This window comes from Bosea sp. RAC05 (assembly GCF_001713455.1).
GTDB lineage: Bacteria > Pseudomonadota > Alphaproteobacteria > Rhizobiales > Beijerinckiaceae > Allobosea.
In genome coordinates this window covers 2,127,705-2,151,987 of record NZ_CP016464.1, presented here as the reverse complement: position 1 = coordinate 2,151,987, position 24,283 = coordinate 2,127,705, and the positions used below count along the sequence as shown (strand labels likewise).

Sequence of the window (24,283 nt, the reverse complement as noted above, 5' to 3'; positions counted from 1 at the left end):
GAGGCTTCCATGACCCGCTCCCCCTCCGCCGCCACCTCGCTGCTCGTCGTCCTGCTGGGGCTGGCGGTTGCGCTGCCCTTCGTGGCGCCGGGCTACTATGTCCAGTTCGCCTCCAAGGCGGTCCTGATGGCGATGCTGGCGCTCTCGCTCAACCTCGTCGTCGGCTATGGCGGCATGGTCAGCATGTGCCACGCCGCCTTCTTCGGACTGTCCGGCTACATGCTCGGCTTCATGACGGCCGATGACGCCGGCGCGAGCGTCTGGCTCGCCCTACCCGCGGCAATCCTCGTCGTCGCGGCCGTCGCGGCGATCATCGGCGCGCTGTCGCTGCGAACCCGGGGCATCTACTTCATCATGGTCACGCTCGCCTTCGGCGAGATGCTGTTCTACCTCTTCCACGACACCAAGATCGGTGGTGGCTCGGACGGGCTCTACATCTACTTCAAGCCGGAGTTTGCCATCGGCGGGCTGGTGCTGCTCGATCTCGAGAATGCCAGGACCTTCTACTATGTCGCGCTCGGCGGCCTCGTCGGTGCGGCGCTGCTGGTGCAGGCGCTGGTGCGCTCGCCCTTCGGTCATGCGCTGGCGGCGGCGAGGGACAATGAGCGCCGCGCGCTCTCGCTTGGTTTCCCCGTCTTCCGCATCCGCCTGCTCGCCTTCGTCCTGTCGGCGATGATCGCGGCCGTGGCCGGGTTCTTCTCCGCGGCGCAGTTCGGCTTCGTCGCCCCGCAACTGCTCGGCTGGCACCTGTCGGCGAGCGTGCTGGTGATGGTCGTGCTCGGCGGCATGAGCTCCGTCCTGGGTCCGGTCATCGGCGCGATCGCGCTTCTGGGTCTCGAGGAGGTGCTGAAGTCGACCTTCGAACACTGGAAGCTGATCAAGGGCCTCATCGTCATCGCCCTCGTCTTCGCCCTGCCTGGCGGCGTCCAGCAGCTGGCCGCGATGATCGCGCCGCGCAAGACCGAGGGCGGGCGCGACCCCGAGACGCCCGAGGTCCTGCCGGCCAGCCCCAGGGCGTCCGAGCCCAGGGCACCCGAGGTCAAGCGTTCCCCCGTCGCGAAGGAGGCCGTCTCCCATGTCTGAGGTCATGCTCAAGGCCACGGCGCTGGAGAAGCGCTATGGCGGGCTCAGGGCGGTGTCGGGCGTCTCGATCGATGTCCACCGCGACGAGGTCCATGCGGTGATCGGGCCCAACGGCGCCGGCAAGTCGACCCTCGTCAACCTGCTCTCGGGCGACACGCCGGTAACGTCAGGGGCCGTGCTGCTGCGCGACCGGGACATCACCGCCCTGGCGCCCGACCGGCGCGCCATGGCCGGCGTCGGCCGCTCCTACCAGAAGACGACGATCTTCGCGGGATCGACGGTGTTCGAAAACGTCAGGCTCGCGGCGCAGGCCCATGGCGGCCAGCCTCTGCGGCTGTTCGGATCCGCCTCCCGCGACGCCAACGTCAATGCGCGTGCCGCGGCAGCGATCGCAGAGGTGGGGCTGGCGAGCCGGCGCGACACCGTCGCGCGCTTCATGAGCCACGGCGAGCAGCGCCAGCTCGAGGTCGCCATGGTGCTGGCCACCGAACCCAAGGTGATCCTGCTCGACGAGCCCCTCGCCGGCATGGGCCATGCCGAGGCGGCGCGGATGATCGACATCATTCGCCGTCTCAAGGACGGTCGCGCCGTACTCCTGGTCGAGCACGACATGGACGCCGTCTTCGCGCTGGCCGACCGGCTGACCGTGATGGCGGACGGGCAGGTCATCGCCTCGGGCGACCCGGCCCATGTCCGCAGCCACCCGGCGGTGCGGGCCGCCTATCTCGGTCCTGAACAGGAGATCGCGGCATGAGCGCGCTTCTCGCCATCAACGATCTGCGCAGCTTCTACGGCGTCAGCGAGGCGCTCCACGGCGTCAACCTGACCGTGTCGCGCGGCGAACAGATCGCCCTGATCGGCCGCAACGGCATGGGCAAGACCACCCTGCTCAAGTCGATCGTCGGCCTGCTCGCCGATCGGCGCGGCGAGATCGTCTTCGCCGGCACCAGCGCCCTCAGGGCCAAGCCCGAGGACATCGCCCGCCGTGGCCTGGCCTATGTGCCCGAGGGGCGCGGCGTGTTCGGCTCGCTGTCGGTGGTCGAGAACCTGATCATGGCCGCCCGCGCCGGCGTGTCGGGCTCGCGGCGCTGGACCATCGACCGGGTCTTCGAGGTCTTTCCCCGGCTGCACCAGCGCCGCGCCAATGGTGGCCACCAGCTTTCGGGCGGCGAACAGCAGATGCTCTCCATCGGCCGCGCGCTCATGACCAATCCCGACCTGATCCTGCTCGACGAGGCGACGGAGGGGCTGGCGCCCCTGATCGCCCAGGAGATCTGGCGCACGCTCGGCATCATCCGTGACGAGGGCATCGCCACCATCGTGGTCGACAAGGACCACCGTTCCCTGGCCAAGGTCGCCGACCGCATGCTGGTGATGTCCAAGGGCGAGATCGCTTTCGACGGGACGCCGACGCGGCTCGCGTCGGACCCCTCCATCCTCGAAAAGCATCTGGGCGTCTGATCCGATGCCCTTCGTCCAGGCGAGAGGCGCCACGCTGTTCGTGACCGAGGCCGGCGCGCCGGATGCGCCGCCGATCCTGTTTTCCAACTCGCTCGGCACGACGCACCGGATGTGGGACGCGATCGTCGACGAATTCGCGGTCGACTTCCGCTGCATCCGCTACGACACGCGCGGGCATGGCGCCTCGACCTTCGACGGGCAGGCCTTCGAGATCGCCACGCTGGCCGACGATGTGGTCGCGCTGCTCGACAATCTCGGGCTGGAGAGCGCTCACATCGCGGGACTGTCGCTCGGCGGCATGACCGGTCAGGCGCTGGCCATCCGCCATCCCCGGCGCGTCAGGAGCCTCGCGCTGATGGCGACCGCGGCGCATCTGCCCAGCCAGGCCGCCTGGGCCGACCGCGCCGCGCTGGTGCGCCGCGAGGGCACGCAGGCGATCGTCGAAGCGACACTGCAGCGCTGGTTCACGCCGGCGATCGTCGCGGCGGCGCCGCCCGCGCTGATGCGGGTCAAGGAGGAGTTCGTCGCGATCGACCGCGAGGGCTACGCCGCCTGCTGCGAGGCGATCGGCGCGATGGATCTGAGGCCCGAGCTCGGCCGCATCACCGCGCCGACAGCCATCATCGCCGGACATGACGACCCCGCCACGCCGGTGGCGATGATGCTGGAGATCGCCGCCGGCATCCGCCATGCGACGCTGACCGTCATGCCGGACTCCGCGCATCTCCTGGCGGTTCAGCGGCCCGCCGCGACCGCGGCGCTCCTGAGAGCCTTCCTCGCGAAGCTCTGACGGCGCGGTGTGGGGACGTGTCTTCGCTCAGTGCTGCGTGCGCCGCAGCAGGGTGGTGTCATAGCCCAGTGCCTGGACCCGGGTCACGAGCGCCGCATACTGCCGCGGGCCGAGCCGCTGGCTGCGCGTCAGGATCCAGAGATAGCGCCCGGAGGGCTCGCCGACGATCGACCAGGCGTAGTCATCGGCCCGGTCGAGGACCCAGTAGTCCCCTTCGATCGGCCAGAAGAAGGTCACCTTGAGCTTGGCGCCGTTCGAGCCCTCGACGACGCGGGCGGTGGCGTCCGCCGTCCTGACAGGGCCGGTCGGACTGCCCTGCCGGCAGGCATTGACGACCGCGATGGTACCGTCGGGCTTTGCGGCATAGCGCGCTGTGACGGCTTCGCAGCCCTTCTGGAAGCTCGCATCATAGCGGGCCTGCTCGTACCAGGTGCCGCCATAGCGGCCGAGTTCCACCGGTTTGCGGGGCTGCGGGACGTTCGGGTTTCCAACCGGCCCCGTGTCGAGGGGATTGCAGGCGGCCAGCGCCAGGCCCGATGTCGTCAGCAGCGCAAGCAGGGAGATCTTCATCGACAGTCCTCGGTGGCGGTGACCGGCCAACGCCGGGAGGCGCGCGCTGTTCCGGAGCCGGACCCCACTGGCTTCCCACGCGTGATCGGCCGTCCGCAAGCCCCCGCGGCAGCCAGGCCCGGCAGCCTCCGTCCCGGGACGAGGCTGCCGTCCCGCCGGGCCATGGTCGAGCAGGCCATGATCGTCTCCGGGACGGCGCGGACCGGGCCCGACTAGGTCTGCCCCGGCCGGGCCGGACCGACGACGACGGCCTCACAGATTCCGTCGAGCGCAGCCGGCCGATGTTCGACGCCATGCGGGACGACGATGAACTCGCCCTCCTCGACGATCTCCTCGCGGTCCCGGAACGCCATCAGCAGCCGGCCCTTGTGGACGAAGATCAGCTTGTCGCTGTGCAGGTCGAACTGCCAGGCCGCGGTGCCCGCGAAGCGGGTGAGGCCGATCGGCATGCCGTTGACCTGGCCGGAAACAAGCGCGTCACCGGCCGTCGGCAGGGCCGCGAAGGAGGCTGCGAGGTTCTTCTTGCTGAAGGGCGAGAGGTGATTGTTCAGCCGCGCAACGTCGCGGATGATGGCGGCGAGTTGGTCCGGCACGGACCCGCCAGCGGCGGGATATTTCCCCTCCAGCGCCGCGGTGCCGATGGTGAAGCCGGCCGCCCCGGCCTGCTTGACGATGGCGATGCGGTCCGGTGTGTCGATCGACCCGGCAATGTAGACCGGCTTGGCGACGGCGGCGCAGACGGCCTGCATGAGGGCCGGCACGTCGCCCTTGAAGCGATAGGCCAGCAGATCGAGCCCGTGCACGCCGTCATGGGCGGCGAGCGCCCTGGCGCTCTCGACGATCTCCGCGAGGCTCCCTTCGAGGACGCTGGGATGGCCGACGATGCGGCCGGGAAACGGGCAGTACTGGATCCGGGAGCCGGCGATGACGGGCAGGACGTCCTCGGCGCGGGTGCCGCCGAGCAGCACGTCGACGCCGATCTCCAGCGCCGCCCTGGCGGAGGCGATCTCGCTGTCGCGGTCCAGCGAGACGACCTCGAGATAGGAGGTGGCCTCGCCCGCCTTGATCGCGGCGTTCAGGGCCTTGAGCTGCGCGATCGGCAGCCCGATGTCCTTGAAGCCGATATGCCGGACGCCGAGGCCGAGCGCCGTCTGCAGCTGGTCGGCCGCGTCCTCGACCGTGCGGTCGTTGCGCGTCAGCATGAAGATGAAGCGAAGTCCCATGGCGCGGTCTTTCAGGTCCTGAGGCTCGTGGCCGTCACGGCGGCGATCGATCGACGATCTGATGCGCGAGGATGATACGGCGTGGCGCGTCGGCGTCGATCATGCGAACGACCGCATCACCGTAGGCCTGATAGGGGATGCGCACGGATGACAGCCAGGGCGCGACCCAGGGGTTGAGCGGATTGTCGTCGAACCCCAGGAGCCGCGGCATGGCGCCGGGAGCCAGCCCGGCCTCGGTCAGCCTGCGATGCGCGCCGAAGGCGATCATGTCGCTGGCGCAGATGAGCCCGGCCGGTGGCCTGCCGGCCGCGAGAAGATGGTCGGCGGCGCGGTAGCCGATTTCCAGATGCTCCGCGCCCTGCGTGGTCAGGAAACGCTCCGGCGGCACGGGTGCGCCCGCGTCCGCGAAGGCCTCGCCGATGCCGGCGATGCGGTCGATGGTCGCCGAGGAGGCGAGATGGCCATGGGCCACGGCGACGTCGCGAATCCCCTTGGCCAGCAGGAAGGCGGCGGCATCGCGTCCGGCCTGGCGGTTGTCGATGCCGATGAAGGGCTGGTCGTCGTCGCCGGGGCAGCGCCGGTTGACGAAGACGAGCGGCTCGCCGGTTTCGATCATCGCGACCAGCTTCGGGCTCGCCACGGCGCCGAGCAGCACGGTGGCGCGCACCAGATGCGCGCGCATCTCGAGCAGGTATTCGTCCTGCAATTCGGCCTGGTCGTGGCTGTCGCACAGCGCCAGGACCAGGCCGCGGCTGCGCAGCGCCACCTCGACGGAGGCCGAAATCGCCGTCATCGCCGGGTTGGCGAGGTTGGCCGCGATCACCGCCACGAGCCGGCTCTCGCGCTGGCGCAGCGAGCGGCCGGCGCTGCTCGGCCGGTAGCCAAGCTCGGCGATCGCCGCCCTGACGCGCGCGACCGTCTCCGGTGAGGCCATGTTGGGGAGGCCGTTGACCACCCGCGAGACCGTCGCGATCGAGACCTGCGCGCGTGCCGCCACCGCGCGGATCGAGACGCCGCGATCGGCCGTCGCCGGCCGGCCGCGACGCGAAAGTCCGGTTTTGCCCGTCACCTGCAGCCCTCCGCCGAGATCGAACCCGGCCCCTTGATGTCTTGATCGAGTTGGTCTTATGATAAGTCAACGAAAACGTTTACGTGACGCCAAACGATCACGGATTCAGGGAGGATCGACCATGAGGCTGGCCTTGCTCATCGGCGGCGCGTTTGCCGCCGCCACACTGCTCTCCGCGCCGGCCAAAGCGCAGGAGCTCACGATCTGGCACGATCTCGGCGACAACGGGATCAAGTGGTTCCAGGCGGCCGGCGCCGAGTTCGCCAAGAGCCGGCCCGGCGTCACCGTCCGCTCCCTCTCCTACCCGACGGACCAGTGGTTCGGCCGGGTGATCGGCGCGCTCAACACCGACACGGCGCCAGACCTGATCTTCAACAATTACGAGCGCGTCATCCGCGTCGAGAGCCAGACCGGCAAGGTGATGGACCTGAAGCCGGTGCTCGGCCAGATCGCCGACAAGGCCTTCCTCGCCGAGGATGATCTGAGAGTCGCGACCTTCAAGGGCAAGATGATCATCCTGCCGGCGCAACGCGTGCAGATGGCGCTGGGCGTGCGCAAGAGCTGGCTCGACAAGACCGGCGAAAAATTCCCCGAGACCTGGGACGACGCCAAGCGGATCGCGACCAAGTTCCGCGATGCCGACCCCGACGGCAACGGCAAGGCGGACACCTTCGGCTTCGCGCTGCAGGCGGCCAAGCCGCGCGACCTGATCCACATGCTCGATCTCTTCACCTTCGGCAGCGGGCTGCGGCACACGCTGATCGATCCCGAGGGCAAGATCACGATCGACCAACCCAAGCATGCGCTCGTGCTGGAGGAATTCCTCAAGACCTACTCCACCTACAAGTTCGTCGCGCCCGACACGATCAACCACTCCTTCAACGAGATGTACCAGGTGATCGAGGGCGGCCGCGCCGGCATGTTCCGCGTCGGCGACTGGAACGTGCGCAAATGGGACGGCGCCAATGTCCTCAACGGCGATTTCGTCTCCGGCCCCTGGCCCCGCTTCGCCGCCGACGACCAGAACGCGGTCGTGATCGGCGGCATGCGCGGCGTTGCTGTGCCGGAGAACGCGCCCAACAAGGCGCTCGCGGTGGAGTTCGCCAAGTTCCTGCTCGGCAAGGAGGCCCAGCAGGCCTCGCTCGAACTGCTCGGCGCCGGCGTGCGCAAGGATCTCGACGTCTCGAAGCTGTCCGAGCGCCAGCAGTTCTTCGCGAAGGCGCAGGGCCGGCTCGTCGCCTACGACTTCCCGGAATCGATCCACACCTTCTATCCGGAGCTGGAGGCCGCCTTCCACCGCAAGCTGCTGGCCGGCCTCGCCAGCCCCCCGGCCGACTGGAAGCCCTTCATCGCCGAGACGGCGAAGGAAATGCGCGACCTGGCGGCCAAGCTCAAAGGCTGAGCGCGGCTTTCAACCCTCGCTTGCGCCGGGGCGGGCCTGTCCCGCCCCGGCGCCCTCATCGCAACGGGCGGGCGGCGCGGCCCCGTTCCCCCAGCCGGACACCCGAATGACCCGCCTCGCCCTGCCCCTGTCCGAGGAACGACACGGCCATTCCGGACGGCTGGACGAGGCCTGGCGGCACCGCATCTTCTATCTCTTCGTCGCCCCCTTCGCGGCGCTGACGATCCTGTTCGGGATCTGGCCGATCCTGCTCTCGATCCAGGTCTCGTTCACGGCGTCGGCCAGCGCGCTCAAGCCGAGCCCGGTCTATGTCGGGCTGGCCAATTACGCGTCGGTGCTGGCCGATCCGATCTTCCTGGCGTCGCTGGCGCGGACGCTGCTCTACACCGCACTCTCCGTCGTGGCGAACCTCGCCTTCGCGCTGGCCTTCGCGACGCTGCTGGATTCGACGCTGCTGAAGCGGGGCAACCTGTTCTTCCGGCTCGCCATCTTCCTGCCGGTGGTGACGCCCGACGTCGCCGGCTACGTCGTCTGGCGCTGGCTCTACGACCGCTCCTTCGGCGCGATCAATGCGGGGCTCGAGCTCATCGGCCTGCCGGCCTTCGGGGGTCTCTCCAGCCCCAACACCGCGCTGCTGGCCGTGCTGATCGCCGAACTCTGGCACCATGCCGGCTTTTACGTGATCATCTTCCTCGCCAATCTCTCGATCCGCGACAAGGCGCTGGAAGAGGCGGCCCATATCGACGGCGCCACCACCTGGCAGCGCTGGCGCTATGTGATCCTGCCGCAGCTGCGGCCGGCCCTGCTGATCAACACGGTCTACGCGCTGATCCAGTTCCTCAAGACCTTCACCGTGGTCGTGGTGATGACCAAGGGCGGGCCGAGCGACCAGACCAATTTCGTCAGCTACTACGCCTACCAGCTCTTCGACCAGGGCCGTTATGGCGAGGCGACCGCGATGGCCTCGATCCTGTTCGCCATCGTCATCGGCATCTCGCTGACCGCCTTCCGCATCGGCGACCGGAGGCAGCCATGAAGGACGCCGCCGCCCCCTCCGGCACCCATTCCCCGCTGGCCCAGGTGGCGGCCTATGCCGTCGCCTCGACCGTCAGCCTGCTCTTCCTCTACCCCTACTGGTGGATGCTGGTGTCGGCCTTCCGCTCGACCCGCGAGATGCTGTCGGCGCCGCTGCGCCTCCTGCCGGAGCGGTTCGACCTGTCGATCCTGTCCGAGATCGCCAGCATCGGCGGCGTCGGCCTGTGGCGCTACGGGCTGAACTCGGTCGCCATCACCTGCGCCTCGACGCTGCTGGGGGTCACGGTGACGGCGCTGGGCGCCTATGCGCTGGTGCGCCGGCCGCGGCTGCCGGGGTTCTCGCTGCTGCGCTACGGCTTCCTGATCACCATCATGTATCCCTACATGCTGCTGGTGATCCCGGTCTATCTGGTGATGTTCAAGCTCGGGCTGCTGGGCAGCTATGCCGGAATCATCCTGTTTCTGGCGCTCGGGCCGATCCAGTTCTTCCTGTTCGAGCAGTTCTTCCGCGCCATTCCGCCCGAAGTCATCGAGGCGGCGGTGATCGACGGGGCGAGCGAGAGCCAGGTCCTGTTCAAGGTGGTGATGCCGATGGCCGCGCCCGTGGTGGCGACGGTGGCGATCATCACCTTCCTGCTGAACTGGGCCCAGTGGTTCCCGATCCTGGTGATCTCGCGCACGCCCGACACCTACACACTGCCGGTGGCGCTGCTGTCGATGAACGGCGAACTTGGCGCGAATTTCCAGGGCATCATGGCGCTCTCGGTGATCACCACGCTGCCCATGGCGGTGCTGTTCCTGATTGCCCAGAAGCGCGTGATGGAAGGCATGGCGGCAGGGGCGGTGAAGGGGTGAGAGAGGCGATGGGACAGGCGGCTCGACAGGTCGCGGCGGGAGATCCGCTCGAGGCGACATGGCGGCGCATCGAGGCGGCGCGGCTGCGCACGCTCGGCTGGCTCGCCACGATGCAGGCCCCGGGCGCGCCGCGCGGCGTGATGCGCATCAGCGACCACCACGACGCCGCGCGCTGGCCCGGCATGCTCCTGCCCGGCAGCTACAATGGGGTGATGGCGCTCGACCTGCTGGGCGGGCTCGACGACTACAGCAGGGACGACCGGGCGGCGCTGGTCGCCTGGTTCGAGCGCGCCCGCCTGCCGGATGGCCGCTTCCGCATCACGGGCATGACGGATGAGGCCGTGTTCAAGAAACCGGACCTCGGCGAGACCTGGCGCTACATCGATTTCCACGTGACCAACTACACGCTGGGCGCGATCGAGGCCCTCGACCCCGACCGCAAGCCGGTCCTCGCCTTCGCCGAACCCTGGCTCGACGCCCGCGAACTCGGCCACTGGCTGAGCCTGCGCGACCTGCGCGACCCCTGGCAGGAGGGCAACAACATCGTCAATCTCGGCAGCTTCTGGCTGCTGATGGCGCGCCATGGCGATGCGGCGGTGCAGACGCGGGTCGCGGCGGCCCTCGAACAGCTCTTCGCCTGGCATGACCGCCTGCAGGAGCCGAGCACGGGGTTCTGGGGCGTCGGCCAGCTCTCGGATCCGACCCGGCTGCTCCATGCCTTCGCCGGGTCGATGCACAATTTCCACCTCTGGTACGAGACGGGCCGTCCCCTGCCCTTCCAGGACAAGGCGGTCGATTACTGCCTGTCGCTGCCGCCGGCGATCGACAGCGCCTGCATCGATGTCGATGCGGTCGATGTGCTCGTGCATGGCCATGTCCACCTCGGCGATCGCCGCGACGCGATCGAGCGCTGGTGCCTGACGCTGCTCGAGGCGCTGCTCGCCTTCCAGAATGCCGATGGCGGCTTCGCCGATGTCAGGGAGGGCGTGCGACGCCAGGATGGCTGGGTCCGGGGCTATGAGGAGCCGCAGGGCCTGTCCAACAGCTTCGCCACCTGGTTCCGCTGGATCGCCATCGCGATGATCGCCGACCTGCTCTGGCCCGGGCGCCGGAACTGGCGGTTCCGGCGCATGGTCGGGATCGGCTACCGCCGGCAGCCGGCTCGGTAACGCGAAGCGGCGCGGAGGGCTTCGCCCCAGGGCTGCCGCAACGCGCGGCCTCGTGCCGACGGAGGGCGCCCGCACGAGGTCGGCCATCCCCGGCATGACAACCCTCGTCCCCCGCGATAGGCTGGTCATCTGATGCGATTGCTATGCCGACCGGAGGCCGTTCAACCGTCATGGAATGGGTGCTCCTCGGCCTGCTCGCCGGACTCTTCTTCCTTGTCGTGACGCCCTGGGCGGCCCTGCGCGCCGCCGGGCGCCGCCGTCCGCATCGGGCCGGACTGGCGGCTTCTAGCCGTCGCATCGCCGGCCTACCTGGCCGCCAACCCACCGCCGCAGCATCCCAACGAACGCGTCGCGGACAACTGCATCAACACGCGCCAGTCAAGGGCCGGCGGCCTCTATGCCTGGGAGTTCGAAAAGGATGGCCAGGAGTTGCGTGTTCGGGTGAATGGGCAACTGACCTTCAACACCTCGGTCGCGATGATCGATTCCGTGCTGAACGGCTACGGCATCGCCTATGTGCCGGAGGATCTGGTCGCCGGGCACGTCGCCGGTCGTGCGCTGATACCCCTGCTGGAGGACTGGCCGCCGCCCTTTCCCGGCTATGACATCTCCGATCCCAGCCGCCGGCGGAGCCTGCCGGCCTTCAAGGTGATCGTGGACGCGCTGCGGCACGGCTCCGGATAGCCGTGCGCGAATTTGTGAAGACCGGGGATCGGGCAGGCGCCTGGTGACCGGGATCGCGCAAGCCCCTGATCTCGTGGTGAAAATGGCATTTCCCGGCGGCTTGTCGAGTGGAGACGGGCGTCGCTCCCGTCTCGCCGATACCCTTGCCTGCCCGCCGAGCGCCACCTTTATGGGTAGCATGCGTCGGTAACGGCGCGCCCTGGAGGATCGGGTTCTTCCGGCGGCGCGATCTCCCGTCCGGCTCTCGATTGCGATGCAAGCATGGAGACAGCGTTGACCCATGATCGATCGACCCGCCGGGCCTTTCTCGCCCATGGCTCCGCGCTCGCCGGCGCGGCGTTGCTGACGGGAACGCCCGGTCTGCTGCTGCCGGCCCAGGCGCAGGGCCTCGCCCCGACGCCGACGATGCCGGGCGGCGCCAACAACTATATCCCCGGCGCGCCGGTCGTCAGCCGCATCGGCGGCGGCGGCTTCTGGATGACGGGCACCGTGCGTCGTGCGGGCGACGGCGCCCCCCTGCCCGGGATGCGGATTCAGATCTGGGCCCACACCACGGAGGGGCGCGAGAACGACGCGCACAGCCACGGCGCCACGCTGACCGGGGCCGATGGGACCTTCCGGCTGGAAATGCCCCAGATCATCCCGGCCTTCGGGCAGGCGCATGGCCATCTCGCCTATGAGGGGGACGGCTTCAAGACCGTCTTCCTGCGGCCCGTGATGGCCCGCTCGCGCGACACCAGCCTCAGCGCCCATTTCGTGCTTCAGCCGGTCTGAGCGGCTTGCCGTCAGTCCGGAGGCCTTTGATCTGGGCTGCCCTCGCGCTTGCCGTGGCAGTGCCGATCGTGCTGGCGGCGGGGAGCCCGCTGCTCGCCTGGCGTGACGGCGTCTATGTCGCCTCGAGCTTCGCCGGCATGCTCGCGCTCGCGCTGCTGCTGGTTCAGCCGCTGCTGGCCGGCGGCTATCTGCCCGCGCTGCAGGCCCGGCGCGGGCGACGCGTTCATGCCTGGCTCGGCGCCGCTCTGGTGGCGCTGATCCTTCTCCATATCGCGGGGCTCTGGCTGACGAGCGCTCCGGACGTGATCGACGCCTTGCTGTTCGCCTCACCCACGCCCTTCTCCGCCTGGGGGGTCGTCGCCATGTGGGCGGCCTTCGCCGCAGCCGCGCTCGCGGCCCTGAGGGCTCGCGTCCGCCTGGCGCCGAAGGTCTGGCGCCTCGGCCACACGGCGCTCGCGGTCGTGGTCGTCAGCGGCAGCGTTGTCCATGCTTGGCTCGTCGACGGGACGATGGAACCGCTGTCGAAGGCGGCGTTTTGCCTGCTCGTGCTGCTGGCGACGGCCAAGGTGATCCTGGATCTGCGCGCCTGGACCCTGATCGCGCGCAAGCGACGTTCCGCGGATCGCCGGTAGAGCCGAGGCAGAGGACCGGCTCGGACGGACGGTCCGGCCAGGGCAGCCCCGGCCCGCACGCCCCGCGCCCGTCGGCGGCAAGCCATTACCGGGCGGGACGCACGGTTGCTGCGCATTCTGTCGCCAGGCGATACCGCCCTGCCCGCCCCTTGCAGCCCGACAGTGCAGCGTCGCGTCGTCGGGTTTCCGGCCGCGACGTGTGCGATGGCCCGCGCTTTCCAGCAACGGGTTAACGGATCGTCCATGCAACCGAACCATTCGCCGAGACGGCGAAACAAAATTGCTGTAACAGGACCGAATCGAGAATATTGACGCTGTATTCACGCCGATCGCGCACTCGCTGGACCGCTCGAATGTTTTCGACCCGCAACCTCACCGCCGACCTCGTGCAGCTCGCAGACGTGCCGGCCTGTCTCTCGACGGCCGGGTTGGACGGATCCCAGTATCTTGCCGCCAATGACGGTTATCTGCGGCTGATCGAGCGGGTCTGGCCGGAAATCCAGCACAAGGATTTGCTGGCTGCCGGCTCCGCGCTCAGCAGTGCGCAGCGCGTCCGGCGCCAGTGGATGCTCGAGACGAACGGCTATTACGACGCGGAGCCGGCCGAAGTGCGCTCCGCGACGGGCCGAATCATCGCCGTCGAGATCAGCTCGCAGCGGGTGTGGTGCAGCGGGGTCGCCTGCGATCTCGAGTATTTCATGCCCTTGCCGCCAGCAAAGCCGCTCGCGTCGGCCTCCGGATTCAGCGACAAAGCGTCGCGGAAGGCGTCCTTCACGCCGAGGTTCAGCGGCAGCCTCAAGGCGATGAGCGTGCTGAACCGGCAAATCCTGATCGGACGGATCCTGTCACTGGCGGCCGAGGGCGCGGTGCTGGCCAAGCAGCTGGCGCAGCAGCCCGACACCAGCGAAACGCTGACCGCCATCACGGAGCGCCTGAGCGCCTATCAGGTCGTCAACCGTGCCAGCCCGACCCGGATCGGCTTTGATTTTTCCGATCTGGAGTACGAGCAGCTCGAGGAGCTGCTGCTCCAGGTTGCCGGCGACATCTGGCTGCTGATCGTGGCCTGCGGCGATCGCGACATTGTCGAGATGCTGCGATGCCTGGTCGCGAAATACACCATGCCGAGGCCGGTCGTCGTCAACTGGTGACGGACGACCCCGCGCCGGCCGGCAACGACAGCCGCTCGCTCAGAACGCCGTCGTGCAGACGGACCTTGAGCGGCTGGCCGGCCGCATCCTCGAAGCGCAGCTCCGGCCAGCGTGGTGCCCTCGTGCCGGCGAACGAGACCGCGACGGTCGCGACGCCGCCGTGCTTCTCGGCCTCGACCGAGAACAGGCAGGGCGGCGTCAGCGGCGGCTCCAGCACGCTCGCCCCATCATCGTCATAGAGATCGAGCCTGGCGCTCTCGCCGTCCGACAGGGCGAGCCGCAGCGTCAGCGGGCCGCTTTCGGTCGAGGGCGCGGGCCCGAGCGGCAGGATCGAGCCGCCGCGCAGGAAGGCCGGGCAGCGCCCCAGCGGGGCTTCGACCGTGACGGTCCGACCGCCGGGATGGGGCGCGCCGGTCCAGAGATCGAACCAGCCCTCGGCGCAGGCGGGCAGCCAGACCTCGCGGCGCGTCGCGCCCCTGTCGAGCACCGGCGCGACCAGCAGCCGCTCGCCGAGCAGGAAGGCGTCTTCCGCGGTGTAGCTGTCCGCCTGGTCGGGGAAATCGAGCGTCAGGGGCCGCAGGATCGGCTCGTGATCGCGATGCATCCGCCAGAGCAGGTCGTAGAACAGCGGCGTCAGGCGCTCGCGGAAGGCCAGGCATGTCCTGATCTGCGGCAGCAGCTGCGGATACATCCAGGGCTCGTTGGCACTGCCGTCGTCGTTCCAGGAGTGGATCGTGAAGCGCGGCCAGAAGATGCCCTGCTCGATCCAGCGCAGGAACAGCTCGGGCTCGGGCTTGGGGCCGGCGAAGCCGCCGATGTCATGGCCGAAATTCGCCAGCCCCGAGAGCGAGAAGCCATGGCCCATGCGCAGGTTCCAGCGCAGCGTCTCCCAGTTGGTGCGGTTGTCGCCGCTCCAGGTCTGGACATAGCGTTGCATGCCCGGCCCGCCGGAGCGCGAGATGAGATAGGGGCGCGTGCCCGGCGCGGCCGCGGTCTGGGCGATCGCGGAGGCACGCATCATCAGATTGGTCTGGACCGGCCGCAGCGTCGCGATCGTCGCCCTGTGCCCGGAGAGGTCGCAGAGCGCGGCCTCGTCCCAGATCTCGAACTCGTTGTTGTCGTTCCAGGTCGAGTTGATGCCGTAGTCGATCAGCTGCTCCTTCACCTGCCGCGACCACCAGGCGCTGGTCTGCGGGTTGGTGAAGTCGAGATAGGCCGCCGGGCCGCCCCAGAACTGGGTGACGTGCGGCTTCGACGGGTCCTCGCTGTCGCGCACGAAGCCGCCAAAGGCCTCGACCTCGTCGAAGCGCGGATGCTCCAGCAGCAGGGCCGGCTTGATGTTGGCAACGAGTTCGACCTGCGCGTCCCTGAACCGGGCGGTCACCGCCTGCGGATCGGGGAAGCGGTCGCGGTTCCAGGTGAAGACGCAGCGCTTGTCGCCGACCAGGGTGTAGCCGGACGACATCTGGAAGGAGCCGCAGGGAATGCCGTGCCGCGCCAGCAGATCGAGGAAGCCGACGAGCTTATCGGAGGCGTCGGGCGCGTCGGTGTAGGACATGGTCGAGCCCGAATAGGGGATCGTCCAGCGCGGCGGGAAGGCGGCGCGCCCGGTCAGGGCGGTGAAGCGCTTGACCACGTCGCCGAGCCCGGGCCCCAGCACGACATAAAGATCGAGATCTCCGTCGCAGGCCTCGAAGGAGCGGAACAGGTCGTGATAGGCGTCGAGCTCCTGACCGAGGTCGAAGGCGCCGCGCGCGAGGTTGTCGTAGAACAGCCCGACGGCCTGACCGCCGCGGTCGGGCCGCACCGTCACCGACCAGGGGATGTGCTTGTAGAGCGGGTCCGAGCGGCCGCCATCGTAGCCGAGCGGATCGGTGGCGCCCATGGCGAGGCGCCGGCCATGCTTGTCGGCGTCGCCGGACTTGTCGCCGAAGCCGTAGAAGCGCTCGCGTTCGTCGCGGACGAGATAATGCCGGAAACGGTTCGAGCGGCGGTCGAAGGCATAGGCGTGGCTCGGCCGGTCCTTCAGCACGCTCTCGAACGGCGCCTCGGGGGCGGAGCGGACCTGCCAGTCCAGCATCAGGGGCGAGCGGCGGATCCGCACGCGCAGCCACGCCGTCTCCACCGTGATCGCGGCCTCGTCCTCGTCGACCGAGAAGGGCACGCCGGGGAAGCCGGAAACGTCGAGCCTGTCGCGCCCATCGATCGGGTCCGGGTCGCCGGCCCAGGCGATCTCGGGCGAGATCGACCAGGTCCTGGGCATCACCAGCCCACCCGGCCGGGTGATCAGCAGGCGCGCGAGATGCGCGTCGAGCAGGTAGAGACGGGCGCCGTAGCCGGCCTCCAGCGCGAGATCGACATGGCTCGTGCCGGTTCCGGCGAGCCTCGCCCCGGTCAGCGGATGCATGGATGAAGCCTTACTTGATGAAGCCGAACAGGCGCGGCAGCCAGAGCGACAGCGCCGGCACATAGGTGACGACGAGCAGTGCCATCGTGGTCGACAGGAAGATCGGGATCAGCGGGCGCGTCACCCGTTCGATCGACACCTTGGCGATGGCGCAGCCGATGAAGAGCGCGCTGCCGGTCGGCGGCGAGACGATGCCGAGGCACATGTTGAACACCAGGATGACGCCGAAATGCACGGGATCGACGCCGAGCTGCGTCAGCACGGGCAGGAAGATCGGCGTGAAGATCAGGATGCCGGGGGTGAGGTCGAGGAAGGTGCCCATCAGCAGCAGGACGACGTTCACCAGCATCAGCGCGACATATTTGTTGTCGGAGATCGCGGTGATCCAGTCGCCGATCAGCTGCGGAATGCCGGCGAGCGACATCACATAGGCCATGGCGAGCGAGGTGCCGATCATCAGCGAGACCACCGCCGTGGCCTCGATCGTGTCGACGAGGATGCGGTAGAGATCGCCGAATTTCAGCTCGCGATAGATCGCCGCCAGCACCAGCGAGTAGACCACCGCGATGGCCGAGCCCTCGGTCGCGGTGAAGATGCCGCCGACGATCCCGCCGATGACGAGCACGATCAGCCCGAGGCTGGGCAGCGCGCTCAGCACGGCCGCGACCTTCTCGCGCATCGGCAGCGGCGGCATCGGCAGGTAGCCACGCCGCTTGGCCATGAACCAGACCGGCACCATCACCGAGATGCCCATCAGGATGCCGGGGATGTAGCCGGCCAGGAAGAGCGCGGCGATCGAGGTGCCACCCGAGACCAGCGAATAGACGATGAAGGCGCCCGATGGCGGGATCAGCAGGCCCGTCGGGCAGGAGGCGATGTTGACGGCGGCCGAGAAGGCCGGATCGTAGCCCGCCTTGTCCTTGAGCGGCTGCATGGTGCCGCCGATGGCGGATGCGGCGGCCACCGCCGAGCCCGAGACGGTGCCGAACATCATGTTCGCGAGGATGGTGATCTGGGCCAGAGCCCCCGGCATCCAGCCGACGAAGACCTTGGCGCAGTCGATCAGGCGCCGCGCGATGCCGCCCCGGTTCATGATCGAACCCGCCATGAAGAAGAACGGGATGGCGAGCAGGGCGAAGGAATCGAGACCGGTCGCGATGCGCTGCGCGGTGACCGACAGCGCCGGCAGGGGCGGCATGATCGTGAGCAGCGCCGCGATCGCGGCCAGGCCCGTGGCGTGGCTGATCGGCACGCCGATGGCCATCAGCCCGATGAAGGCGACAGAGAGAATGAGCGCGGGGGATGCTTCCATGCCGGTCATGCCCGCTCAGTCGAGCGAGACCTCCTTGGCCGCGATCTCCTGACCGCTGGCGACCTCGCAGACCACCAGCGCCGCGTAGATCGCGGTCAGCAGGCCCGAGAGCGGGATGATGGCGTAGACATAGGCCACCGGGAGAAGCATCGCGGGCGACACCTGCCCGAGCCTCAGATTGCGCTCGACCAGGAGCCAGCCGCCCCAGACGAGGACAACGAGCGCGAAGACGATGACCAGCCCGGCGATCAGGATGTCGAAGCCGCGACGGACGCCGCGCGGCGCCATGTCGATCAGCCCGGTGATGGCGATGTGTCCGCGCTTGCCCAGCACATAGGCCGCGCCGAGCAGGCTGACCCAGATGAACAGGAAGCGCGAGAGCTCGTCCGTGAAGGACGTCGAGGAGTTCAGGAAATAGCGCCCGACCACCTGCCAGACCACGCAGGCGAGCATGACGAGCGTCATCGGCACGGCGAGTGCCAGCACGAAGACGTCGAGCGAGCGGTGGATGCGGTGGAGCATGGCGGAACCTGACCGGGGGAACGGCGCGTCGTCCTCCCCTCACCCACAGGGGGCGAAGGGAGGACGCGCCTGTCGGCTTACTGCAGAGCCTGGATCTTCTCGGCGAGCGCGGCGACCGCCGGCACGGCCTTGAGATCGTCGTACATCGGCTGGACGGCCTTGCGGAACGCCGCCTTGTCGGCCTCGACGAAGGTCACGCCCATCTTGACGGCGTCGCCCTCGGCCTTGTCGAGTTCCTTCTGCCAGTTCTCGTTATGGGCCTTGGAGGAATCGAGCGCGGCCTGGCGGACCAGGTCCTGCTGCTCCGGCTTCAGCTTGCCGAAGGTGACGCCGGAAGCGAGCACGACGTCGGGCACGCGGGTGTGCTCGTTGCGCGAATAGAACTTCATCACCTCGCCATGCTTGGCCAGGGTCAGCGCGGTGACATTGTTCTCGGCGCCGTCGACGACGCCCGACTGGAGCGCGGTGTAGAGCTCGCCCCAGGCCAGCGGCGTCGCGGCGGCGCCCAGCAGGTTGACCATGCGGGTCGTGATCGGGCCGGGCTGGACGCGGATCTTCAGGCCCTTCAGGTCTTCGGGCGTCCGGATCGGCTTCTTGGCGTAGAAGGAGCGCGTGCCGTTGTCCTGGTAGGCGAGACCGAGCAGGGACTTGGCCTTGCCGGCCTCGAGGATCTCGCGACCGATCGGCCCGTCCACGACCTTGAAGAAATGGGCCTTGTCGCGGAACAGGAAGGGCGTGTCGAACACGCCGAAGGCGGGCTCGAACGCCGCCAGCGGCGACGCGTTGGCATGGGCGAAGTCGAGCGCGCCGGCCTGGAGCTGCTCCAGGAGTTCGCGCTGCTGGCCGAGCTGGCCAGCCGGGAAGACCTTGATCTCGATGTCGCCCTTCGAGCGCTCGCTGACGAGCTTGGCGAAGAGTTCGAGGGAAACGTCGACCGGGTGGCCCTTGGCGAGACCGTGGCCGAGGCGCAGCGTGGTCTTGGCCTGTGCCACGGGGGCGGCCGCGAGCGCGGCGGCGGCGGCCATGCCGGCGATCAGGATGGTGCGTCGTGTGGTGCTCATCTCGGTGTCCTCCGCGTCGTGTTCTGGTTGTTGGATCTCGTGGTCCCGGCTGGGCCTGTCTGGCCCTGGCACCGGGCGGTTCATGCCCCAGCAGGTGTCTGCTGCTGGGCCAGTTCGGAATAGCGCTCCGAAAGGGTGGTGAAGGCCTTCTTCCGGGTGGTCTTGTCGGCGGCGATCAAGCCCTTCAGGTTCCAGCCGCGCTGATAGGCGGTCTGCCGCCGCTCGGTCCGGAAGTCGTAGAGAATCCACGGGCAGAAGCCGCGCACATAGGGCGCGCTTTCGACCAGATCGAGCTGGCGCTCGTAGAGATCGGACTGATGGGTCTCGCCGAAAAGCTCCCCGGGCCGCCCCTCCCGCCCGGCGACGGCGTCGGCGCCCGTCTCCGTGATGACCAGCGGCTTGTCGAGGTCGGAGTTGGCGAAGAGCCGCTTCAGCCCGTCGAACGAGGGCTCGTACCAGCCGAAATATTCGTTGAGCCCGATCACGTCGAGCGCCTCCGAGAGCCGGTCCTCGACGCGGAAATGCTCGCGGTTGATCAGGCAGGCCGCGGAGACGAGGCGGGTCGGGTCCATCTCGCGGCAGGAGGCGGCGAGCCCGCTCATGAAGGCGAGCCGCGCATCCGTGTCGGCATTCTCGTTGCCGACGCCCCAGATCACGATGCTGGCGCGGTTGCGGTCGCGGCGGATCATCTCGCGCAGCTGGTTGTCGGCGTCGGCGAAGGTGTCGGGATTGGCGAAATCGATCGCCCAGTAGACCGGCACCTCCTCCCAGAGCAGGAGCCCGACCTCGTCGGCGATCCGCGCAGCGAGTTCATGGTGCGGATAGTGCGACAGCCGCAGGAAATTGGCGTTGAGCGCCTTGGCATCGGCGAAACGGCGGCGGATGTCGGCCTCAGTCGAGACCTTTCCGAGGTCGCGATCGTCCTCGTGGACGCAGATGCCGCGCAGGAAGATGTCCTCGCCGTTGAGCAGGATGCGCTGGCCCTCGACCCTGATCTCGCGGAAGCCGACAGCGTCGGCGACCTCGTCCTCGCCGAAGGTGAGGCGGACCGGATAGAGCTTCGGGCGGGCCGGGCTCCAGAGCTCGGGCGCGGCGTCGAAGGTGATCCGGCCGACGCCGGCGGCGACCGGAATCGCGATCTCCTCCGCCAGCCCGTCGATGCGCAGCCGCGCCGTGCCGCTGGTCGGCTCGGAGAGCGTGACGTCGATGGCGATGCGCCTGCCCTGCGAGCCCGGGACGAGCGCGACCCCGAAATCGCGGATGAACACCGCCGGCACGCGCAGCAGCCCGACCTCGCGGTAGAGGCCGCCATAATTGAACCAGTCGGTATGGTTCATCGGCACGCGCTCGGGCCGGCGCCGGTTGTCGACATTGATCTGCAGCCGGTTCGCGCCCGCCGCCAGATGCCCGGTGAGCTCGATGAAGAACGGCGTCGAGCCGCCGCGATGGCTGCCGATGAAGACCCCGTTGAGGAAGACCCGCGCCTCGTAGTTGGCCGCCCCGACGCGCAGGAACACGCGCTCCCCGGCCCGGCCGGGCGCGACGGTCACCTCGCGGGTGTACCAGGCGCCACCCTCGAAATAGGTCCATTCCGGGCGCATCACGTTCCAGCAAGAGGGAACGGTCGTGGTCTGCCAGGCGCCGTCATCGTAGTCGCGCGGGGTCGTCCAGCCGCCGATCGGATCGGGCGCGTCCTCGAACCAGCGCTGGCGCAGCCCCTCGTCATGCAGGTCGAGCACGAAGTTCCAGGTGCCGTCGAGCGATTCGAGCCTGCGGCCGGCGACGCTGATCAGGTCGCGCCAGCCGACGCGCGCCTCAGAGAAGGGCGCGGCATAAGCCTCGTCATGGAGATGGTGATAGGGATCATGCCCCGGCGGGAGCACGGGCTTGCCGTCGCCGGCGGCAGCGTTTGTCTCGACCTTGGCGTCCATCCCGATGACACGTCTTTTTTGAAGGAAAACGATTTCCTCAATCCTAGACAAGCGCCGCCTTTCTGGCAACCATGCGCAGACCCTGTCATGAAGCGGGCCGGAGTCCGGAAGGCGTCGCAGACGGTGAGCGATCACGTGACCAGCAAGTCGGGCGGCGCACGCCCGGTCTCGATCGCCATGGTGGCGCGCCGCGCCGGCGTCTCGATCGCGACCGTGTCGCGCGTCATGAACGGCGTCGAGAACAAGGCCACCTCCGAGACCGCCGCGCGGGTCCACGCCGCGGTCGCGGCCCTGGGCTACCGGCCGCAGAGCGTCGGCCGGGCGTTGCGGCAGCGCGAGAGCCGCATCGTCGGCGTGCTCGCCGCCAATCTCGGCAACCCGGCGATGGCCGCCGCCGCCGCCTCGATCGAACTGGCGCTGCGCGACGCCGGCTTCGTGATGGCGCTCTGCGACACGCATGAGGACCCGGCCATCCAGGACGAGTATCTCGCCGAGATGGAGGCGCAGCTGGCGCGCGGCATCGTGCTGCTGGTCGCCGTCCCCTCGCCCCGCCTCGACCAGCTGCGCGCGGCAGGGCGGCCGCTCGTCTTCGTCAACCGGCGCGACCCCGGCGACGAAACCTCGCCCTTCGTCGGCATTGACGACCACGCGGCGGGCTTCGCCGTGGCGCAGCACTGGCTGGCCCAGGACAGGACCGGCCCCTTCGGCCTGCTGCACGCCTCGCTGTCCTTCAGCGCCGGCCAGCGACGGGCCGCCGGCTTCGTCGCCGGGTTGGTCGCCGGCGGCATTGGCGAGGCCCAGATCCTGCGCGGGACGGGCAGCGGCAAGAGCCATCTCGCCATCGGCCATGCCGGCATGGGCGCCCTCCTCGCCGGGCCACGGGTGCCGCGCCGCATCCTGTGCCTCAGCGACCTGATCGCCTATGGCGCCTATCGGCGGCTGTCGGAGGCGGGCCTGCGCGTCCCGGACGACGTGGCGCTGTTCGGCTTCGACGACAACCCGCTCAACGCCTGGATCGCCCCCTGGCTCAGCGCGGTGAAGATCCCCTATGACGATTTCGGGCCGGTGGTGGTGGCCACCCTCGCCGCGCTGCTGGACGAAGCGCCGGCCAAGGCCTGCTTCATGCCGCATGAGCTGGTGATCCGCGGCGGCTGACGCCTGCGGAGCGCAAGCCCTGCCGTCGCTCCATCGGATGCAGACGATGGCCGCCGCGCCCCGGCTATTTCAGGCTGTTGGTCAGGAAGCGCTGGAGCCGCTCGCTCTTCGGCTGCAGCAGGACCTGGGCGGGTGCCCCCTCTTCCTCCACCACGCCCTGATGCAGGAAGACGACGCGGCTGGCGACCTCGCGGGCAAAGCCCATCTCATGCGTCACGACGAGCATGGTGCGGCCTTCCTCCGCCAGGAGCCGCATGACCCGCAAGACCTCCCCGACGAGTTCGGGATCGAGCGCGGATGTCGGCTCGTCGAAGAGCATGACCTCTGGCTCCATGGCGAGCGCGCGGGCGATGGCGACGCGCTGCTGCTCGCCGCCCGACATATGGGCGGGGTAGGCATCCTTGCGGTGGGAGACGCCAACGCGCGCGAGATAGCGCTCCGCGCGCTCGACGGCTTCTGCACGCGAGAGGCCGAGCACGCGCATCGGCGCCTCGATCACGTTCTCGACCGCCGTCATATGCGCCCAGAGATTGAACTGCTGGAACACCATCGCCAGCCTTGCGCGGATGCGCTGCAACTGGGCCGGATCCGCGGCCTCGAGTTCGCCCTTGCGACCAGGCGCCAGCCTGAGTTCCTCGCCACCGACGAAGATCCGCCCGGCATTGGGCCTCTCGAGCAGGTTCAGGCAGCGCAGCACCGTGCTCTTGCCGGAGCCGGAAGCCCCGATCAGCGCAATCACGTCGCCGGAATTGGCCGAGAGCGAAACGCCCTTCAGCACCTCGACCGCGCCGAAGCTCTTGCGCAGGCCGTCGGCGCGGAGCTTTTCGACGGGGCGGCCGCCGGCCGCGGAGGGCTCGATGGCTGACGGGTCCATGGCGCGATCCTTTCAGGGGCTGAGCAGCCGGCCGCTGCGCTTCAGGCTGGTGCCGGCCACCTTGCCCAGCCGCTTGCCGGGGGTGACGAAGCGCAGCGCCGAGCGCGCGAAGAAGACGCCGCCGGACTGGCAGCGGATGGGTGTCACCGCGCCGCTCAGCGGGTCGATCAGCTCGGCCAGCACCGCACCGGCCTCGACCGTCTCGCCCAGCTCTCGACGATAGACGAGGATGCCGGCCGTCGGCGCCACGAGTGGCTCGGAGGCTTCGAGCGCGGTCGGCTGGCACAGGGCCGCGGGCAGGACCGGCTTTTCGCCGGCGATGACGCCGACATGGCGCATGAAGGCGAGGATCGCGCCCGCGTCGGCAACGGCCATGGCATCGTCGACGTCGCTCTGGCCGCGCAGCTCGACCGTCACCGAGTGGCAGCCGAAGGGCACGGGCCGGTCGGGAAAGGCGCGGGCGAGTTCGGCCCAGGGGCGGCTGACGGCCTCGTCGAAGGGATCGCCGCCCGAGACATCCGCGAGCAGGAGCGCCCGCGCCCCGAGATGGGCCGCGAGCGGTGCGAAAATCGGCGCGCTGTCGGTATGGGTGTAGAGATGCATCGCGGCTTCGGCATCGCAGTGCAGGTCGAGTACGAAGTCGGCGTGAAGGGCGAGCGCCAGCAGTGTCGCCTTGAGATGCTGCTGCGGCGTCTCGACCGGGAACGAGGCCAGCACGGCGGCGAGTTCTGCCCGGATGAGCGCGAGGTTGCTGTCGGGGTCGTCGGTCAGCGCCTCGCCGATGCGCGACAGCCCCACCGTCAGGTCGGGGAAGTCGCGGTTGAAGTTGCCGCCGTCCCCCAGCGCGAAGCGCCCCACCGGCTGGCCGAGCACCTGCTGGCCGAGCCCGAGCGGGTTGGCGACCGGCACGAGCACGACTTCGCCGCGCAGATCGCCCGCCGCCTCGAGCGCCAGAAGCTCCCGGCGCAGCGCTTGGGCGCAGATCATGCCGGGGATCTCGTCGGCGTGCAGCGCCGCCTGGATGTAGACGCAAGGCCGGGCGCCGGATCGGCCGAAGCGCTGCACGGTGAGATGGTGGGCCGTGCCGGGGGCGGCGGCGGGGATCGCGATGATGTCGGTGAGCATG

22 protein-coding genes and 1 pseudogene are annotated in these 24,283 nt (G+C 69.1%); 13 read left to right on the top strand and 10 right to left on the bottom strand.

Annotated elements, in window-relative coordinates:
* Positions 1 to 9 precede the first annotated feature (9 nt).
* The 4 genes from BSY19_RS13670 to pcaD are packed head-to-tail and all read left to right on the top strand — an operon-like array spanning position 10 to position 3,334.
* Entirely contained in the window at positions 10 to 1,083 is a 1,074-nt protein-coding gene (locus BSY19_RS13670; protein ID WP_069054643.1) for a branched-chain amino acid ABC transporter permease, read from the top strand.
* Positions 1,076 to 1,837, top strand: a complete 762-nt coding sequence (locus BSY19_RS13665) for an ABC transporter ATP-binding protein (RefSeq protein ID WP_069054642.1) — start codon at positions 1,076 to 1,078, stop codon at positions 1,835 to 1,837. The genes BSY19_RS13670 and BSY19_RS13665 overlap by 8 nt, the downstream gene beginning before the upstream one ends.
* Positions 1,834 to 2,544 carry an ABC transporter ATP-binding protein gene (locus BSY19_RS13660; RefSeq protein WP_069054641.1) on the top strand — a complete coding sequence of 237 codons (711 nt, stop codon included), beginning with the start codon at positions 1,834 to 1,836 and terminating at the stop codon, positions 2,542 to 2,544. Before BSY19_RS13665 ends, BSY19_RS13660 begins: the two co-directional genes overlap by 4 nt.
* 4 nt (positions 2,545 to 2,548) lie before the next feature.
* A complete protein-coding gene (pcaD, locus tag BSY19_RS13655; protein ID WP_069054640.1) occupies positions 2,549 to 3,334 on the top strand; it encodes a 3-oxoadipate enol-lactonase in 786 nt (261 codons plus the stop codon).
* 27 nt (positions 3,335 to 3,361) lie between these two features.
* Here pcaD and BSY19_RS13650 read toward each other — a convergent pair whose 3' ends face one another.
* From BSY19_RS13650 to BSY19_RS13640, 3 genes are all read right to left on the bottom strand, one after another.
* A complete protein-coding gene (locus BSY19_RS13650) occupies positions 3,362 to 3,904 on the bottom strand; it encodes a lipocalin family protein (protein WP_069054639.1) in 543 nt (180 codons plus the stop codon).
* Positions 3,905 to 4,116: 212 nt separating this feature from the next.
* Positions 4,117 to 5,127, bottom strand: a complete 1,011-nt coding sequence (locus BSY19_RS28585; RefSeq protein WP_069054638.1) for a cupin domain-containing protein — start codon at positions 5,125 to 5,127, stop codon at positions 4,117 to 4,119.
* Between the two features lie 34 nt (positions 5,128 to 5,161).
* Positions 5,162 to 6,196, bottom strand: coding sequence for a LacI family DNA-binding transcriptional regulator (locus tag BSY19_RS13640; RefSeq protein WP_069054637.1), 1,035 nt, complete (start codon positions 6,194 to 6,196; stop codon positions 5,162 to 5,164).
* A 121-nt stretch (positions 6,197 to 6,317) separates the two neighbouring features.
* Here BSY19_RS13640 and BSY19_RS13635 point away from each other — a divergent pair, with 121 nt between their 5' ends.
* From BSY19_RS13635 to BSY19_RS13600, 8 genes and pseudogenes are all read left to right on the top strand, one after another.
* Positions 6,318 to 7,598 (top strand): ABC transporter substrate-binding protein, encoded by a 1,281-nt coding sequence (locus BSY19_RS13635; protein ID WP_069054636.1) that lies wholly within the window; start codon positions 6,318 to 6,320, stop codon positions 7,596 to 7,598.
* A gap of 106 nt (positions 7,599 to 7,704) precedes the next feature.
* Positions 7,705 to 8,634, top strand: a complete 930-nt coding sequence (locus BSY19_RS13630) for a carbohydrate ABC transporter permease (protein WP_069054635.1) — start codon at positions 7,705 to 7,707, stop codon at positions 8,632 to 8,634.
* Positions 8,631 to 9,488 carry a carbohydrate ABC transporter permease gene (locus tag BSY19_RS13625; protein ID WP_069054634.1) on the top strand — a complete coding sequence of 286 codons (858 nt, stop codon included), beginning with the start codon at positions 8,631 to 8,633 and terminating at the stop codon, positions 9,486 to 9,488. The genes BSY19_RS13630 and BSY19_RS13625 overlap by 4 nt, the downstream gene beginning before the upstream one ends.
* 8 nt (positions 9,489 to 9,496) lie before the next feature.
* A complete protein-coding gene (locus tag BSY19_RS13620; RefSeq protein WP_069054633.1) occupies positions 9,497 to 10,657 on the top strand; it encodes a hypothetical protein in 1,161 nt (386 codons plus the stop codon).
* 246 nt (positions 10,658 to 10,903) lie between these two features.
* Positions 10,904 to 11,341: pseudogene (locus BSY19_RS27020) on the top strand (LysR substrate-binding domain-containing protein); the annotation flags it as partial.
* Positions 11,342 to 11,614: 273 nt separating this feature from the next.
* Positions 11,615 to 12,115, top strand: a complete 501-nt coding sequence (locus BSY19_RS13610; RefSeq protein ID WP_236840533.1) for a twin-arginine translocation signal domain-containing protein — start codon at positions 11,615 to 11,617, stop codon at positions 12,113 to 12,115.
* Between the two features lie 26 nt (positions 12,116 to 12,141).
* Positions 12,142 to 12,747, top strand: coding sequence for a ferric reductase-like transmembrane domain-containing protein (locus BSY19_RS13605; protein WP_236840532.1), 606 nt, complete (start codon positions 12,142 to 12,144; stop codon positions 12,745 to 12,747).
* Between the two features lie 401 nt (positions 12,748 to 13,148).
* Positions 13,149 to 13,895: a hypothetical protein gene (locus BSY19_RS13600; RefSeq protein WP_150129612.1), complete on the top strand. Its 747-nt coding sequence runs from the start codon at positions 13,149 to 13,151 to the stop codon at positions 13,893 to 13,895.
* Here BSY19_RS13600 and BSY19_RS13595 read toward each other — a convergent pair.
* The 5 genes from BSY19_RS13595 to BSY19_RS13575 all read right to left on the bottom strand — a co-directional run bounded on the left by BSY19_RS13595 (position 13,885) and on the right by BSY19_RS13575 (position 21,128).
* Entirely contained in the window at positions 13,885 to 16,302 is a 2,418-nt protein-coding gene (locus BSY19_RS13595) for a glycoside hydrolase family 31 protein (protein WP_069054628.1), read from the bottom strand. The genes BSY19_RS13600 and BSY19_RS13595 overlap by 11 nt on opposite strands.
* 10 nt (positions 16,303 to 16,312) lie before the next feature.
* On the bottom strand, positions 16,313 to 17,623 hold the full coding sequence (locus tag BSY19_RS13590) for a TRAP transporter large permease (RefSeq protein ID WP_210184430.1): 1,311 nt from the start codon (positions 17,621 to 17,623) through the stop codon (positions 16,313 to 16,315).
* A gap of 6 nt (positions 17,624 to 17,629) precedes the next feature.
* On the bottom strand, positions 17,630 to 18,136 hold the full coding sequence (locus BSY19_RS13585) for a TRAP transporter small permease (protein WP_069054627.1): 507 nt from the start codon (positions 18,134 to 18,136) through the stop codon (positions 17,630 to 17,632).
* Between the two features lie 77 nt (positions 18,137 to 18,213).
* On the bottom strand, positions 18,214 to 19,197 hold the full coding sequence (locus tag BSY19_RS13580) for a TRAP transporter substrate-binding protein (RefSeq protein WP_069054626.1): 984 nt from the start codon (positions 19,195 to 19,197) through the stop codon (positions 18,214 to 18,216).
* Between the two features lie 80 nt (positions 19,198 to 19,277).
* Complete coding sequence (locus BSY19_RS13575) at positions 19,278 to 21,128, bottom strand: glycoside hydrolase family 2 protein (protein WP_083247594.1); 1,851 nt, start codon at positions 21,126 to 21,128, stop codon at positions 19,278 to 19,280.
* 123 nt (positions 21,129 to 21,251) lie between these two features.
* Here BSY19_RS13575 and BSY19_RS13570 point away from each other — a divergent pair, with 123 nt between their 5' ends.
* Complete coding sequence (locus BSY19_RS13570) at positions 21,252 to 22,283, top strand: LacI family DNA-binding transcriptional regulator (RefSeq protein ID WP_236840531.1); 1,032 nt, start codon at positions 21,252 to 21,254, stop codon at positions 22,281 to 22,283.
* Between the two features lie 64 nt (positions 22,284 to 22,347).
* Here BSY19_RS13570 and BSY19_RS13565 read toward each other — a convergent pair whose 3' ends face one another.
* Positions 22,348 to 23,157 carry an ABC transporter ATP-binding protein gene (locus BSY19_RS13565; protein ID WP_083247592.1) on the bottom strand — a complete coding sequence of 270 codons (810 nt, stop codon included), beginning with the start codon at positions 23,155 to 23,157 and terminating at the stop codon, positions 22,348 to 22,350.
* Positions 23,158 to 23,169: 12 nt separating this feature from the next.
* Positions 23,170 to 24,282: a succinylglutamate desuccinylase/aspartoacylase family protein gene (locus BSY19_RS13560; protein WP_069054625.1), complete on the bottom strand. Its 1,113-nt coding sequence runs from the start codon at positions 24,280 to 24,282 to the stop codon at positions 23,170 to 23,172.
* Position 24,283: the final 1 nt, after the last annotated feature.

Coding starts and splice junctions, on each gene's coding strand:
- BSY19_RS13670 (WP_069054643.1), top strand. CDS start 10: ATGACCCGCTCCCCCTCCGCCGCCACCTCGCTGCTCGTCGTCCTGCTG.
- BSY19_RS13665 (WP_069054642.1), top strand. CDS start 1,076: ATGTCTGAGGTCATGCTCAAGGCCACGGCGCTGGAGAAGCGCTATGGC.
- BSY19_RS13660 (WP_069054641.1), top strand. CDS start 1,834: ATGAGCGCGCTTCTCGCCATCAACGATCTGCGCAGCTTCTACGGCGTC.
- pcaD (WP_069054640.1), top strand. CDS start 2,549: ATGCCCTTCGTCCAGGCGAGAGGCGCCACGCTGTTCGTGACCGAGGCC.
- BSY19_RS13650 (WP_069054639.1), bottom strand. CDS start 3,904: ATGAAGATCTCCCTGCTTGCGCTGCTGACGACATCGGGCCTGGCGCTG.
- BSY19_RS28585 (WP_069054638.1), bottom strand. CDS start 5,127: ATGGGACTTCGCTTCATCTTCATGCTGACGCGCAACGACCGCACGGTC.
- BSY19_RS13635 (WP_069054636.1), top strand. CDS start 6,318: ATGAGGCTGGCCTTGCTCATCGGCGGCGCGTTTGCCGCCGCCACACTG.
- BSY19_RS13630 (WP_069054635.1), top strand. CDS start 7,705: ATGACCCGCCTCGCCCTGCCCCTGTCCGAGGAACGACACGGCCATTCC.
- BSY19_RS13625 (WP_069054634.1), top strand. CDS start 8,631: ATGAAGGACGCCGCCGCCCCCTCCGGCACCCATTCCCCGCTGGCCCAG.
- BSY19_RS13620 (WP_069054633.1), top strand. CDS start 9,497: ATGGGACAGGCGGCTCGACAGGTCGCGGCGGGAGATCCGCTCGAGGCG.
- BSY19_RS13595 (WP_069054628.1), bottom strand. CDS start 16,302: ATGCATCCGCTGACCGGGGCGAGGCTCGCCGGAACCGGCACGAGCCAT.
- BSY19_RS13590 (WP_210184430.1), bottom strand. CDS start 17,623: ATGACCGGCATGGAAGCATCCCCCGCGCTCATTCTCTCTGTCGCCTTC.
- BSY19_RS13585 (WP_069054627.1), bottom strand. CDS start 18,136: ATGCTCCACCGCATCCACCGCTCGCTCGACGTCTTCGTGCTGGCACTC.
- BSY19_RS13580 (WP_069054626.1), bottom strand. CDS start 19,197: ATGAGCACCACACGACGCACCATCCTGATCGCCGGCATGGCCGCCGCC.
- BSY19_RS13575 (WP_083247594.1), bottom strand. CDS start 21,128: ATGGACGCCAAGGTCGAGACAAACGCTGCCGCCGGCGACGGCAAGCCC.
- BSY19_RS13565 (WP_083247592.1), bottom strand. CDS start 23,157: ATGGACCCGTCAGCCATCGAGCCCTCCGCGGCCGGCGGCCGCCCCGTC.
- BSY19_RS13560 (WP_069054625.1), bottom strand. CDS start 24,282: ATGCTCACCGACATCATCGCGATCCCCGCCGCCGCCCCCGGCACGGCC.